The organism is Mucilaginibacter sp. JRF (assembly GCF_015223065.1).
GTDB lineage: Bacteria > Bacteroidota > Bacteroidia > Sphingobacteriales > Sphingobacteriaceae > Mucilaginibacter.
The window spans coordinates 192,194-208,607 of sequence record NZ_JADFBY010000001.1 but is presented as its reverse complement, the minus strand read 5'-3'; the positions used below and the strand labels follow the sequence as shown (position 1 = coordinate 208,607).

Below are 16,414 nucleotides of genomic sequence, written 5' to 3'. Positions count from 1 at the left end.
ACAGGTATTAATCTGTTATTATTTGCAGATTAATATATTATCTACAAACATTAACCGAATTTGCTTTTACAACTATTAAATATTTTATTACTTTAACCCCTAACCATTAAGTTTAACCTTACAGTATGAAAAACAGCTTGTTATTTATTTTTTCATTTTTATGCACCACTACCCTTTTCGCACAGGATAAACCCGCCGAAGATTTCAGGGATGACTGGGCCGACCTGCGCCATTATGCCGCCGAAAATAAAACCCTACCGGCACCCGCCGCCAACGAAAAACGGGTGGTATTTTTGGGCAGCTCGATATTTGAATTCTGGAAAACCCGCATGCCCGAATATTTTGAGAATAATAAGAATTACATAGACCGTGGCATTAGCGGACAGATATCTCCCCAACTACTTATCCGCTTTCAGCAAGATGTTATTGCCCTGAAACCCAAAGCGGTAATAATACTTGCGGGGAGTAATGATATTTCGGGCTCTACAGGTCATGTAACCAATGAATCGATCATGAACAACGTACGATCAATGGTTGAACTGGCGCAAAGCCATAATATAAAACCCATACTTTGCGCTTACCTGCCTATTTATGAATATCCGTGGAGAAAGGGCTACCCGGCCGCCGAAAAAATAATCGCCCTTAATAAAACCATAGCCGCCTATGCCAAACAAAAAAAGCTGGTGCTGCTTGATTATTTCACGCCGCTTGTTGATGAAAAAAATGGCCAAAGAGCCGATTTAACGCTTGATGGCGTACACCCAAACAAGCAAGGCTACGAAATTATGGCCAAAGTTACCGATGAGGCGATAAAGCGAGCGCTGAAATAAATATCATTAAGGTTAAAAAAATATTTAATATTTTCTTTAAAATATAAAAAAGCCGTAACTTCAAGTATTCTTACACACCTATGAAGCTGAAGGAAATTGAAGTTGTGGTTGACGCACAGCCTGTGCCGTGTTTGCTTATATCTGTAAACCAACCGTTTGCCGTAATATTTGCAAATAAGGCATTTATAAAAGGCATTGCTGTTACCGAGATGGCAACAGGCAGCACTAACTATGCCGATGTAGTATCTTCTTACTTTGATCGTGGTTCGCAAAAGAGCTTGCTTAAGGCCGTAAAAGAGGTTCAACACTCCCGGCAATCGCAACCGGATAAACTTGTAGTTAATACCGGCACCAGCAATAAACCGCTTGATGTTGACACCTACCCCATGTTTAATGGCAATAACGAGTTGGTGTGCCTTGCTCAAAACTTCAGCACGCATATTTGCAATGTTGAAAACAACTGGCAGGAGAGTTTTGAGCTGTTTAACTATAGCCCCTTACCTACCCTGGCTTATGATACCGCTTCGCTCAGGATATTAGCAGCCAACAAGGCTGCCGAAAATACATTTGGTTATACCATTGATGAATACCTTACATTAAACCTTAAGGATATGTGGTATGTGCCCGATGCTGTGGCACTGCAATACTCTATTGATACCAAAGCCCGTAAGGGTTTATGTAATAAGGAACTGATACGCCTGGTAACCAAGGACGGACGGGTGCTTAGTACCGAAATTACCTCAACGCCGTTACCGGCATGGGGGCCAAATACCCGGCTGATGATGGCACACGATGTTACCGAACAGGTACGATCGGCACATAATGCCAAACTTTTGCGCTCGCTGGAGCAATTGGAACGCCATATACTTGAGCTTAACTCGCAGCCTAACACCCCAATGGAGGAGGTGCTGAATAATTACACCCGGGGTATTGAGGCCATGTTTCCGGAAATGACCTGCTCGGTTATGCAGATTAAAAACAATAAGCTTTATAACTGGACAACATCATCATTACCAAAAAACTATACTGATGCCATTGAGGCCTTACCGATTGGTAACAATGTAGGCTCATGTGGTACGAGTGCCTATTTAAAGCAACCCGTAATTGTATCAGACATTGCTACCGATTTTCGCTGGGCAAATTACTATGAGATCGCTCTGGGAAATAACTTGCTGGCCTGCTGGTCGTACCCGATACTAAACAGTAAGAATGAGGTAGTAGCCACCTTTGGTCTGTATTATAATAAGGTACGCTCGCCCGAAGAATATGAGTTAAAGATAATTGACCGCGCGGCGGCATTGCTTAAGGTAATTATTGAGAACAGGCAATACGCCAGCGATTTGAAAGAGGCCATGCAACTAATGAGCCAGGGCCAGGAGCTGGCGCAATTTGGCAACTGGGCATGGGATATTGTTGAGAATAAGCTCAGCTGGTCGGACACGTTATATAAAATTTATGGCCACACCCGGTCAGAGCTTGTATCAACCTTTGATAATTACCAGGAACTGCTGCACCCCGATGACAGGGCGCGGGTTTGCGGCATTATAAAAGGTGTATTGGCCAGTGGCAAGGATGTTAGTTTTGAGGAACGCATCATCAGGCCTGATGGCGAATTGCGTTACCTGCGATCATGGGCTACGCTTAAGTATGACAGTAACGGCGCACCGCTTAAAATGATAGGCGCATCGCTTGATGTTACCGAAAGCAAACGCATACAGCGAGATATGGAGGCATTGAAAAACCGCTACAGCGATCTGTTTCAGCTAAGCCCTCACCCTATGTTTGTGTATGATGTAAACACTTTAAAATATCTGGATGCCAACAATGCCGCTACCGAGATATACGGCTACAGCAAAGAGGAATTTTTAAATATGAAACTGCCCGATATAAGACCTGTTGAAGATCTGCCTGCCTTTGAACGGGTAATGCGCGATGAGATACAAGCAGGCCTGCCACATACCGGCATATCAAGGCACGTTAAAAAAAATGGCGACATAATAAATGTGATGACACGCGGCAACTCCATCAATTATGATGGCCGGTCGGCACGTATAGTTATCGCTATTGATTATACTGATAAGTTTAATGCCGAGGATGCGCTGCGTCGAAGCGAAAGCCGTTTTAAGGCGCTGATTCAGGAAGGATCGGACCTGATATGTATCACGGACGATAACGGGAAATATAAATATGTAAGCCCGAACTCCATAATTGTTACCGGTGTTGATGCCGATGAACTGACCGGCAGAAACATAGCCGATTACATGACGCCGGAGGATGCATCATTTTTAAAACAGGAAATAGCCAAACTTAATGAACAACAACGGGTTGAGTTAAAGCCTTTGTTATTTAAAAACGCTAATGGCCGCGAACGCTGGCTGCAAACCGTACTTACCGACTTGCGTACCGACCCGGCCATTAACGGCATTGTATTCAACTCGCGCGATGTTACCCAGCGAGTACAGCAGGATAATACTATTAAAGAACACCTTGAACGTTACAACATCGTATCAAAAGCTACGAGCGATGCTATTTGGGATTATAATATTGTTGAAGGTACCATTACTTGGAACCAGGGCATTAACGCCATATTCGGGCATCATAACTTGAACACCACCTACCAGTGGTGGTTTACGCACGTGCATCCTGATGATATTGACGATGTGATAACCATTGTGAACCTTTGCATCCTCAAAAAACACTCGCGCTGGCAAAGTGAGTACCGTTTTTTATGTGCTGATGGCAGCTACAAATCGGTATTAGACCGCGGTTTCCTGATATTTGATGATAACGATCGCCCTGTACGTATGATTGGTGCCATGCAGGATGTTACCGAGCGCATGAATTACATTCACGATATTGAAAAGCATAACACCCGGTTACAAGAAATATCGTGGACACAATCGCACCTGGTAAGGGCGCCGCTGGCGCGCATGCTTGGCTTGCTTGATCTGCTTAATAAAGGGCAGTTTGATACCGATACCAAGATGATGCTCGAATACCTCAACATATCAGCCAGGGAGCTTGACGATATTGTTCAGAATATCATCGTAAAAAGCCAGCCTTACACCATTGATGTGCCCTCTTATTAATTTACTCCCTTAAAAAAGCATCAAGCGCGGCGGTTGGTTTACCCGAAACATCGAACGCGCCCAGGCCATACCCCTTCCAACTGTTGTAGGCTTGTGGTTCCCAGTAAAACACACCAAGGCCTTTGGCGGCGGTAACTGAATTTACTTTATCAATAATATCAGTTAAAAAAGCTTTAGAGGCGGTTACTTCTGTTGCGGGCATCCCTACCTCGCATACCATCACCTGGCTGCCGTAACGGGCAACCATATCGTTCATATTAGTAAGGCATTGCACATTCAGTACTTGCCAGTTAGCAGCTGTTGGGTATAACGATATACCGATCACGTCCCACTTTGCGCCGTTGGCTTTAAGGCCATCGAACATCCAGCGGTACATTTCATTATCAAACCCGTTGGACAAATGGACAATAATCTTACTACCCACGCTTACTGATTTTACTGCCATATAACCGGCCTGTATCAATTCGGCAAAGTTTTTCATGTTTACGGATGCCTTGCCATCATCCCAAAGCATGCCATTGTTGGTTTCGTTGCCTATCTGCACCCACTCCGGCGTGATACCTTTATCCTTAAGGGCATTCATTACGCTGATGGTGTAAGTACTCAATGCTGATTTAAGTTCGGCAAAGCTAAGATCTTTCCATGCGGATGGTTTGGTTTGCTTGCCGGGGTCGGCCCAATTATCGCTATAATGCATATCGAGCATAATGCGCATACCTGCCGCTTTGGCCCTTGTAGCTTTGTTCACCACATCGGCGGTATTATTCCAGCCATCGGCAGGGTTTACCCAGGCACGCAAGCGTATGGCATTCGTGCCCTTGCCTTTCAGTATGGTAAACAGATCCTGCTCAGTGCCCGCATTATTGTAGAATTTGATGTTGGATGCCTCCATCTCGGTCAACCAACTAACATCAGCCCCTTTGGCGAAACCGCCGTTAAGCGTTGCCTGGGGTTTAGCGGGTTCATCAGCCCGGCTATTATTTTTTGAACACGCCATCCACAACCCTGCAAACAGCAAGGTTACCCATACATACATCCTGGTCACTACTTTTTTAGGTTTGCGGGCAATATAAATTACCCGATTGGTTAAAATTGATTATGCCGCTAATTTAACACTATTTATGCGGATGAATTATCCTTACCATTCAATACATCAAAATAAAAAAGCGCGACCTTTTTAATGATCGCGCTTTCTATCAGGTAATATGTTTTACTTCAGCTCGCTAAGTATAGGCTTGGCTAAACTTGTAAGCTCGGTTTGGTCTGGTTTGATGAGTTCAAATACCACCACCTCGTTCTTGCCTTGTTTAAGCCACTCGGCAGGTACATATATGGTTTGCTGAGGGCCAATGCTCCAGTAACGGCCAAGGTTATGCCCATTTATCCAAACCACACCCTTACCCCACTTGCGCATATCCAGATAGCTATCCTGTGGCTTATCCAGGTTAAACTCAGCATACTTCAATACCGGCTGATCGGCAACTGGTTTATCACCACTTATTTTAGTGGCATCAACCTGATCAAACGGTAATTGGAACATTTTCCAATTATAAACCGGCTGGCCGTTAAGCAATACCGCTTCGGTAATACCTTTCTTATTTTTTAGCAGGTACGGGCCAAAATTGATACGACCCATGTTTTCAACCAATATTTCAAGCGTTACATCACCGGCAGGCAGAGTTACCTGCATACTGTCCTGCGCCAAACGTCTGTCGAGCATACCTACTTTTTTACCATTGATGAATACCACACCGTAATCGCGCAGATCCTTGATCTTCAATAAAGTCTTGCTGCCACCTTTTACCGTTGAGCGATACAGCACATAACCGTAAGGCTGGTTCATATCCTCAAATGTAAACGGGGTTTTATTCTCTTTAGGCGTACCCAAAACGTTGAACACACTAACCTGTTTCTGAATTTTAATGGCAGGCATAGCCGCTGATGGTTTGGCCGCAGGTACATCAGGCAATTGCTGATCGGCAGGTAAATTCTTTTTGATCACCTCCCTGAATTGCATGAATTTATCGGTAGCGTTACCGGCCTCATCCAACGGGGCATCGTAATCATAACTGCTTATCTGTGGCTCGTAAGGCGTAGTGTCCTTATAATTAGCGCCATTCATGAAACCACGCGTGGTACCACCATGAAACATATACATATTGATGGAGATGCCACCTTTTAAGGCTGAATCTAAACGATTAACATAATCCTTAGCCGGTACGGTATGGTGCGGTGTGCCCCACCAGTCAAACCAGGCCGGGTACCATTCGGCAACAAAATAAGGGCCTTTGCCTTTATTGTATTTGTTAACCAGTTCCTTAACCTGTTTAGGGTTATCAATACCATTAACGCCGGGCAGCAGACCAGGCAAATGGCCGCCTTCAAGCGCAGGCACCGGGTCGCAGGTTGAAAGTATGCCATCAAATCCGGCTTCGCGGAACATCTGCTCGTTTATTTTCAGATACTCCTTATCGCTACCGTATGATCCATACTCATTCTCCACCTGTACCATCAGGATGTTACCACCGTGATTTACTTGTAGCGGAGCAAGTTGTTTGCCTACCTCGTTAATGTACTCGCGGTATTCCTTTAAATATTGCTTTTCCTTGCTGCGTACTTCAAGGCCTTTTTCCTTTTGCAGCCAGTACGGGTAGCCGCCAAATTCCCACTCGGCGCATACGTAAGGGCTTGGGCGTAACACCACCCACAGGCCTTCCTCCTGCGCTATGCGTACAAATTCGGCAACATCGTTATTGCCGGTAAAATCATACTGATCCTTATTGGGTTCGTGCAGGTTCCAGAACACGTAGGTGCCAATGGTATTCAGGCCCATAGCCTTGGCCATCTTCATGCGCGAGCGCCAGGCCTCGCGCGGAACACGCGGATAGTGCATCTCGCCGGATATGATCTGGAATGGCTTGCCATCAAGTATAAAAGTGCTATCGCCTAATGCAAAGGTATGTTGCTGCTTTTTTTCGGTCGAGCATCCGCCCAGCAGCGAGGCGACAAGCAGGCACATTAATAACGAGCAGAAAGATCGCTTCATAAGTATCGGGTTAAAAAATGATGGAATAATTTAAATGGTTTTGTTTTTTATGCGGATGACACGGGTTGTCAAACAGGCAAAATAAAGGGCCGGAGCCTTGGCTCCGACCCTCATCCAACCAACTTACTAATACCCGTCGTTTTGCTGTAACTGACCACCCGAAGCCTGAATTTCAGTTCTCGGTATTGGCAACCAATAGTGCTTGGTTTCAAAGTGGCGGCCATCAAGGGCAACTTTAGGTGTGTAAGTAAATCCGGTACCGCTTTGGGTAATGGTTATACCGGCAGCAGGTGCATTTTCAGTAGTATTAGCTATCATCCAACGGCGAACATCGTAAAAGCGATGCTCCTCAAAAGCCAGCTCAACACGGCGCTCACGGCGAATGGCCTCGCGCATATCACCCTGGCTGATGCCAGCGGCAATATCAGGCATCACCACGCTTGGGCGCTGGCGTATCATGTTAACCGCCTGCCTTGCCGACATGGTAGCCCCGCTTGGTACCGCATCCGGTCCGTAAGCTTCGTTGGCTGCCTCGGCAAAATTTAGCAACACCTCGGCGTAGCGCATATATATCCATGGCTGAAAACCGGCATTACCCCATGGGTTTTGCAGCGGGTATTCATCATTCATGAATTTTTTAAGGTAATAGCCTGTTTTGGTGGTATTCCAGTTATCAATACCATCGCGGCTATCACGGCCGCCGGGTACAAATGTTTCGATATTACGTTCGCGATATGCTGCGCCATTGTATAAAATGGTGGCGTAAAAACGCGGATCACGGCCTACGTAAGGAGCCTGGGCATTGTAACCTGATGTAGCATCGGTAATTGGTTTACCATTGGCCATCTCATAATCATCAACCAGGTTTTGCACAGGTGTATTGCCCGCCCAACCGCCGTAGCCATTAGGGCCATTGGCAATTTCAAGGTGGGTATGGTTAGCATTCTTGGTAAATAAGCGCTCAAATATCACCTCGTTGGTTTCGTTGATCAGGAACATGTTACGATATCCGCCCGCGTAAATACCGTATTTATTAAGGGCGATAACATCCTGTGCGGCAGTAGCGGCAGCGGCCCAGGTACCGGTGTTATATAACGGACTTGCCGCATACAATAACAACCTCGCTTTTAATGCAAGCGCGGCGCCTTTAGTAGCACGGCCAAGCAGCCAGGTACCATCATTGTTCAATGGCAGTTCGGCGGCGGCTTCATCAAGCTGCGCTACGGCGTAGTCAATACCATCCTTTATAGCGGCACGCTGAAACAGGGTGGCATCCTGCAAGTCATCATTCAAATTCACTACCCTGTCGCCCATCAATACCACACGGCCATAATTACGTATCAAATCGTGATAACGGAATGCGCGGATGAATTTCAGTTCACCATCCAATCGTGTTTTGTGGCCCTCGCTCATTTGCAGTTTAGGTAAAATACTCAAGGCATAGTTACACTCGCGAATGCTGCGATAGCTACGGCCCCACAACGCGCCGGCGCTGCCCAAATTCTCAGGAGCCAGCTGCCCACGTTGTATCAACCAGCTACCATCATCATTATTATAGATGGATTCATCGGTATATGAACTCATCATGCTGTACTCAAAGCCACGGCCAAAACCGGGGTTCGAGCCATCAGCCTCTTTATCCTGCAATTTAGCACCTATATAGCGGTTGGTTACGTAAGCCTCAAACACAGCCGTGTCCGATTCGATGGATGATGTGGCTATCCTGTCCGTAGGCTGAATATCTAAAAAGTCTTTTTTACAAGCCGTGAACGCCGTTGCACATATGGCCATCCACAGCAATTTGTTATATCTTGATTTCATGTTGTACTGCATTAAAATTTAACACTTGCACCTAAATTGATAATTCGCTGTTGCGGATAGAACTGGCCGCTGCCGCTTGAGCCTTCCGGATCATAATCTTTCACCTTGGTGATGGTGAACAAGTTGAACGCGCTGGCATAGATCCTTAAGTTAGATATACTGATCTTTGACAGGAATGGTGCCTGCACATTGTAGCCTAACTCAACATTTTTAAGGCGCAAAAACGAAGCATTGTTAAGCCAGAAGGTACTGTTATACAAACCACCGCTTATAGCGTTTGATGCACGCTCGGTTACGCGAGGGAATGTGCCCGAAGTGTTTGTTGGGCTGTAACGGTTATCGGCCCAGCTGCTGTAAAAGTTACCTACGCTACCGGCCTCCGGCAATACGTACTGGCTAACCTGCGATTGCCCTGAGAACAGTAAGGACAGATCAAAGTTTTTGTACGACGCGTTCATGGTAAAGCCGTAAGTTATTTGCGGTATGTTACCGTATTTGGTACGGGTTTGGTCGTCGGCTGTTATCTGGCCATCATTGTTGTAATCCTCATAGATCAAATCACCAACCTTAGCGCCTGTAACGTGCGGATAGTTATCCAGATCAGCCTGGGTACGGAATATACCTATCGCGTTGTAAAGCAGGTAAGTATTCAAAGGCAATCCGGTTTGGCGCTGATAGTCCAGCGTGCCGCTTGCTTCGTCAATAAATATAATCTTGCTTTTGGCTAAGGTGATGTTACCTGATATGCCCCAGTTAAAATCTTTATTGCTGGAGTTGTAACCTAAAGTAGCCTCAAAACCGGTGCTGTTTACTTTACCTATATTTTCTGACGGTACCAGCGGATCAGCGCCAAATGGGTTTACTATACCTGATGTTGCCGGTACCGAAGCATTACGGTTAGCCAGTATTGACGAACGTTTTTGCTGGAAGTAAATAGCCTCAACCGTAAAGTTGTTGAATAATATGGCGTTAATACCAAGATCAAGCTTGCGGGCAACCTCCCAGGTAATGTTAGGGTTTGCCAGTTTAACCAGGTTTACGCCCGATTGTATGGTTGAGCTGCCACTACCCGGTACGCTGGCCACAAAGCCATTACCCACCAGGGTATAGTTATCAAAGTATTGGAAATTGTTAACGTTATCATTACCCAGCGAACCGTATGATGCACGGATCTTCAGATCGTTAATTGCTTTTACGTTGTTTTTAAACCAATCCTCTTTTGAGATACGCCATGCAGCTGATGCCGATGGGAAATAACCCCAGCGTTTGCCTTCAGGAAATATGGATGAACCATCAATACGTAACTGGCCTTCAAACAAATACTTTTCATCGTAATTATAGGCCAGGCGGCTTATCACGCTTCGGCGGGTATAGTTGGTGCTGTAGCCCGAGTTTAAATAATCGGTAGCAGCTGTACCACCTTGCGATAGCTCAGGCAATTGTGTTGACAGGAAGTTGAAACGCTGCGCGTCAAAATACTCCAAATGGTTTTTGCTTTCCTCATAAGCCACAAACGTATTCAGATCGTGCTTGCCAAATTTACGGGCAAAATTCAGTTTGATGTTGGATGTAATGAGCGATTGATTGGTATGACTTTCGGTAAGCATTGCCCTTTGGTTGTTACCACCCGTTATTACCGAGTTATAAGTATCGGTTGATGGGGTGTAACTGTAAAGCACGTAAGGCTTTGAGAAATTCTTATTAAAGATGTTAGATTTATCAACAGAGTAAAAACCATCTAATGATAAGCCTTCAACACCCGGTATCAGGAAACTACCACGAAGTATACCGTTAAATACCTGTGTTGGGTTATCAACCGTACCGCCAATATCAGTAACCTGCACTGCCGGGTTATTATTTTCGATACCGGTTGTTGGTAATCCGTTAGGGTAATAAGCCGCTATTATTGGCTTAGCGCGATATATTGAGCGAAATACATCTCCGGCCCCTACCTGCGGGAACAACCTGTTCTCCTGCCTGCCCGATAGTGATAAACCTACCTTTAAACGGCTTGAAATGTTCGCATCAACATTTGAACGGAAGTTGTACTGTTTGTACTTGGTAACACCTTCTTTGTAAATACCATCCTGATAGATAGTACCCAGTGAGGTATAATACTTCACATTCTCGTTACCGCCGCTTATAGATAGGTTTTGCTGGTTTTGCAAGGCAACCTTTTTAAGGGTTTGATCTATCCAATCCGTATTAGGGTATAGTAGCGGGTTTGAGCCATCCCTAAACATTTGTATCTGCTCCTCGGTGTACGACTGGTTAAGCCCGCCGGATGGATTAGAATCATAAACTATCTCATTCATGATCTGGGCGTAGGTTGCCGCGTCGGCCATTTTTGGTAAACGCGTTGGCGAGCTAAAGCCCTGATTAAAGCTATAGTTGATGGATGGCTTACCGGTTTTACCACGCTTGGTAGTTACCAATATAACACCGTTGGCCGCACGGTTACCGTATATGGCTGCAGATGCATCCTTTAGTACCGATACGCTTTCCACATCGTTAGGATCTAAACGCTCTAAACCACCTATCTGGCCCGGCACACCATCAACAACTACCAATACGCTGTTGCTGCCTGTTGTGGCCAAACCACGAATGTTAATGTTCGAGCCATCGTAACCCGGCTCACCACTGCGGTTATTGATAACCACACCCGAAAAACGACCAGCCAGTGAGTTTGAAAGGTTGGGCTGCGGGCTCTTTACCAGATCCGAACCTTTAACCTGCGAAATAGAACCCGTTAGGGTGGCTTTTTTTTGCGTACCGTAACCTACTACTACCACCTCGTTAAGCGCCTGGTTATCGGCAATAAGCTGCACGTTTAGTTTGGCGCTGCCGCCAATTGGTTTCTCCATACTCTGGTAGCCGATGAATGAGAACACCAGCACATCGCTTTCGCTATTGGCTTGTATGGTGTACTTACCATTAACATCAGTTACGGTGCCTATGGTTGTGCCTTTTACCGTAACGCTAACGCCGGGTAGCGGCGCGCCTTTTTCATCAGTTACGGTACCGCTTACGGCAAATTTGTTTACGGTGGCATTAACACGGTGTAGCGGGTTAATTACAGCGGCATGCACCGGCCTCACTGCTGCTACCGAAAGCGACAGGATGGCGATAGCCAAAGCTGCTTTTGACGATAAACATGGAGGCGATAACTGGTTCTGTAGATTTTTTCTCATGCTCATAAAAGGTTATTAAAAAATTAATAATTGGTAAAATATCCGCGCTAAAGCAGTGGCCGGGCTTAAGCCTGTAACTCATCATCTGCCAGAAAAAGCTTAGCGGTTATTTTAGGTTTATGAAGCTAAGTTGGTATTAAAAACGCTCCTCAAAAAGGGGACAATAAGCAAAAAAAAGGGGGTAAACTGATAATTTACCCCCTGCCTGTTTATTACGAAAAACAATATTAAACACTAACTATCAACACATTACCTATACCGAACCAAATCAGGATTAACAGCAAGGTTGTTTGAGAAATTTTTGCGGTACTTTTTTATGTACTGCGATGGATTCATGTTAAACAGTTTGTTGAACTGCTCCCTGAAATACTTAGGATCATTAATACCTACCAGGTACGAGGTTTCTAAAATGGTGTTATCGGTGTTGATGAATATTTCGGCGGCTTTACGCAGGCGGATGAACCGGATAAAGCTGTTGGATGATTGCCCCGAAATGGACTTGATCCTTTTAAACAGATTAGAGCGCGACATGCCTATCTCATCGGCCAATACCTGTATGTTAAAATCAGGATCGGTAATGTGCTTATCAACCACGCTGATGCAGTTATCCAGAAACTCCTTGTACTCGGCAGATATGCGCAGGTTGTTGGTGTTGAGGGTAACCTCGTTATAAAAATACTTTTGCAGGTGATTTTTACTTTTAAGTATGCTGGCTACACGCGCCTTTAATATCTCCTTTTCAAAAGGTTTGCTGATGTAATCGTCGGCACCACCCTCAATGCCTTTCAACTTAATTTCGGGCGATGAACTGGCGGTGAGTAGTATAATTGGGATATGCGAAATAGCTACATCCTCTTTCATCACGCTGCAAAGTTCAATACCGCTCATGCCCTGCATCATCACATCACTCACCACCAAATCGGGCAGGTATTCGCGCACTAAACGCAAACCATCCTCACCATTATCGGCTTCGTAAATGCGATATTCCAGTTTAAATATCTGTTTCAGATACTCACGCACATCGTCGTTATCATCGATCAGCAGAAGCGTTTTTACATCTGATGCCAGCTTATCATCAAACAATAATTCTTCGGCTGCTTCCACTTTTGCGTTAGCGGTTATCTCATCCTCTATCAGTTCTTTCAAAAACTCCGACCGGGTGTTTACATCCTCTATCACCTCACACTCAGCTAAATGCGCTTTACCTTTTGGCAGCATTATGGTGAATATTGTTCCCTTATCTACCTTGCTTTGGTAGTTGATGGTGCCTTTATGTTTTTCAATAAAAGTGCGCACAATGTATAAACCTATACCAAAGCCACCCTTTAGCGAGTTGTTGATGCCCGGCTCCTGGTAAAAACGATCGTATAGCTTTTCGCCCGTAGTTTCGGGGATGCCGCAGCCGGTATCGGCAATTTCAATCAGCACCTCGCTGCCCCTGTCTTTAATGGTAAAACCTACCCTGCCGCCATCGGGTGTAAATTTTATGGCGTTCGATAACAGGTTGAACAACACGATCTCCAGCTTTTCACGGTCGGCATACAGTTCAACAGCATCGGTATTCGTATTAAAATCAAAGCGGATATTTTTTGACCGTGCCTGGTGACTAAAGCATAAAAACACCTCCTTACTCAGGTTCACCGCATTCAGGTTGGATACTTTGAGGCTATCGGCTTTCAGATCGGCTTTTCTGAATAACAACAACTGATCAACCAAACCCAGCAAGCGCCTTGCATTGCGGTAAACCACGTTGAGGTTGGTGGTATCTACATTTTTATCATCACGGTACAAAAGCTCCTTTACCGGGTTGATAATGAGTGTTAACGGTGTACGAAATTCGTGCGATATATTGGTAAAGAATGATAATTTCTTTTCGTTAAGCTCTTTTTCCTTTTCATTCTCAATGTGCGATATTTTGATCTCGTACTCCAGCCTTGCCTGCCTGTCGCGGTAGGATATATAGGCGTAAATAGCCCCGATAGCCGCAAGGGTATAAGCCGCATAAGCCCACCAGGTGAGGTACCACGGTGGTAATATAGTGATGATCAGCCTGCTGCCGGCCTTATTCCAAACCCCATCATTATTTGAGCCTCTAACTAAAAGCGTATAAGTGCCGGGGTTAAGGTTGGTATAGGTAGCCTTACGCTGACGGCCTACATAATTCCATTTTTTATCAAAGCCCTGTAGTTTGTAGGCATACTCATTTTTTTCGGGATGGGTGAAGCTCAGCCCCACAAACTCTACCGAAAACACACTTTGATGATAGTTCAATCTCACCTCTCCTGCAAGGTTAAGGTTCTCTTTCAATGGCGCATCCGGGCCAGGGATAACGGTTTTATTGAACACCTGGAAGTCCGAAAAATATACCGGCGGCACATGGTCGTTATACCTTATCTTAAGCGGATCGAAGCAGATAACACCATCATTACCTGCCAGATAGATACCGTTGCGCTTATCGTTATACATTACGCTGTTCACAAACAGTCCATCGGCTTCGTCAAAATTCTTAACCTCCTTTTTTACAGGATCTAAAACCGAAGCCCCCTTTTCGGTTAGCACCCAAATATTGCCTGCCTTATCTTCAGTTATATCGTTAAAAACATTGCTGGCAAAACCATCGCGGCGCGAATAGACCTCGAATGTGCCTTTCTTTTTGTCAAACCGGTTCAACCCATCAGGCGTACACACCCACAGGTTACCCCGCGAATCGGGGAAAATAGTTTTGATGATGTTATTGCTGATATTACCCTTAACGTTGTTGTTAGCCGTGTATGAGTAAAAACGACCGCTACGCCTGTCGAACCTATTAAGGCCTCCCCCATAAGTACCTATCCAAACCGTGTTGTTACCATCCTTCAACAAGCTGTACACATGGTTATTGCTGATAGAATACTTGTTATTTTTTTGGTTATAGTAATGCGTGAACTTACCGGTGTTGCTGTTAAATATCTTAAGACCGGCATCAGTGGCCAGCCAGTACTCGCCCGGCTCTACCTCTATAATATCCCTGAAAACATCCTCATTAAACAGGCTGCCAATAGCAGAATGGTGTTCGTGGTGAATGAATTTATTAGCCTGCTGATCGTACCGGTCAAAGCCATTCTCAGTCAGTACCCATATTTGTCCTTTGCTATCGCGATACAATTTGATGATATCATCGCTATGCAACGCGCCATTGGCTTTTGAGTGGAAATAAGCTTGATCCTTTCCGTTACGGTAATCGTACCTAAATAAACCATTGTTGGTACCTATCCACAGGCTTGAATCGGCAACCAGCATGGCTTTAACCGGGCGCTGCCCTAAAGCCAGTTTGAACAGGTTGAATTTGTATTGCCCACGGTCTATTTTAGTTAACCCGGTATTTGAGCATATCCAGATTATGCCATTCGTATCAGTATAGCTGCTACCGTTGGAGAAATTAGCGATATCGGGCAGTAACTGCCAGGTTTTGTTAGTGGTATTCAACCAGTAATAATGTTCGGAGCCTCCTATCAGCAGACTATTTTTGCCTGCCGCCATAATGCTGAAAACCGATGAATTTTTGCCTGCCGTGCAGGAGTATGAGGTAAATTTTTCGGTTAATGGATCGAAGCAAAAAAGCCCTTTCCAATAAGTGCCTACCCATATGCGCCCCTGCTCGTCGTAACATAATGACCATACATCGTTCGGATTTTTGTCACCCGCCGTATAGCTTTGCTGATAGTTGCTGAACTTCTTGGTTTTAACATCAAACTTATTAAGGCCGCTGCTCCAGTTGCCCAGCCAAAGGTTGCCTTGCTTATCCTCAACTATAGCGTTGACAGACTTACCCTTCATGGCCGTAGCTGATGCCGCCTCCGGCTGGTAAACCGTGAACTTATGGCTCCCCTCGTTATACTGATTAAAACCATCATCGGTACCTACCCATATCCGGCCTTTGGTATCGGCCAGCAGGCTCCATATCTTATTGTTGCTCAACGAGTGCCCATCCTTATCATCATGGTAAAAACGCACGAATTTCTCTGTCAGCGGATCGAAAAGGTTCAGGCCATCCATAGTGCCTACCCAAAGGCGGCCTTTGCTATCCTCAACAATGGCATTTACATAATTGCTGGTAATGGTAGTGCTATCGCCGGGTATGGTAACAAAGGTTTTAAAGGTATAGCCATCAAACTTACACAGGCCGTTCTCTGATCCTACCCACAAAAAGCCCCGCTTATCGGTAAACGCACAGGTAGTGGTTTTTGATGGCAGGCCATCATTAGTAGTATACGTTTTTAAGGCGTAATTACCCGGGGCATTCACCTTGTTTAATGATGCACGCCAAACCTGAGCCTGCGCCGTAATGCAAAACACTAAAGCATGCACCAGGCATACAATACATGATAATAGTTTCCTCATTTACGTTTATAATTACCGTAAACCGATCAAATAAAATTAAAGCTACCGGCAGGTTTA

The 16,414-nt window shown here is 45.2% G+C and carries 7 protein-coding genes; 2 read left to right on the top strand and 5 right to left on the bottom strand.

Annotation, left to right across the window (positions count from 1 at the left end; genetic code table 11):
• Window positions 1–125: 125 nt before the first annotated feature.
• The gene (locus IM792_RS00895) at window positions 126–830 is read left to right on the top strand and encodes a GDSL-type esterase/lipase family protein (protein ID WP_194099796.1); all 705 of its coding nucleotides are present in this window, start codon (window positions 126–128) and stop codon (window positions 828–830) included.
• 80 nt (window positions 831–910) lie between these two features.
• Window positions 911–3,919: a PAS domain S-box protein gene (locus tag IM792_RS00890; RefSeq protein ID WP_194099795.1), complete on the top strand. Its 3,009-nt coding sequence runs from the start codon at window positions 911–913 to the stop codon at window positions 3,917–3,919.
• 1 nt (window position 3,920) lies between these two features.
• Here IM792_RS00890 and IM792_RS00885 read toward each other — a convergent pair whose 3' ends face one another.
• From IM792_RS00885 to IM792_RS00865, 5 genes are all read right to left on the bottom strand, one after another.
• A complete protein-coding gene (locus IM792_RS00885) occupies window positions 3,921–4,955 on the bottom strand; it encodes a glycosyl hydrolase 53 family protein (protein WP_228084935.1) in 1,035 nt (344 codons plus the stop codon).
• A gap of 174 nt (window positions 4,956–5,129) precedes the next feature.
• Entirely contained in the window at window positions 5,130–6,965 is a 1,836-nt protein-coding gene (locus tag IM792_RS00880; RefSeq protein ID WP_194099794.1) for a beta-galactosidase family protein, read from the bottom strand.
• A 126-nt stretch (window positions 6,966–7,091) separates the two neighbouring features.
• Entirely contained in the window at window positions 7,092–8,786 is a 1,695-nt protein-coding gene (locus IM792_RS00875; protein WP_194099793.1) for a RagB/SusD family nutrient uptake outer membrane protein, read from the bottom strand.
• An 11-nt stretch (window positions 8,787–8,797) separates the two neighbouring features.
• Window positions 8,798–11,977, bottom strand: a complete 3,180-nt coding sequence (locus IM792_RS00870; RefSeq protein ID WP_194099792.1) for a TonB-dependent receptor — start codon at window positions 11,975–11,977, stop codon at window positions 8,798–8,800.
• A 249-nt stretch (window positions 11,978–12,226) separates the two neighbouring features.
• On the bottom strand, window positions 12,227–16,357 hold the full coding sequence (locus IM792_RS00865) for a two-component regulator propeller domain-containing protein (protein ID WP_194099791.1): 4,131 nt from the start codon (window positions 16,355–16,357) through the stop codon (window positions 12,227–12,229).
• Between the last annotated feature and the right edge of the window lie 57 nt (window positions 16,358–16,414).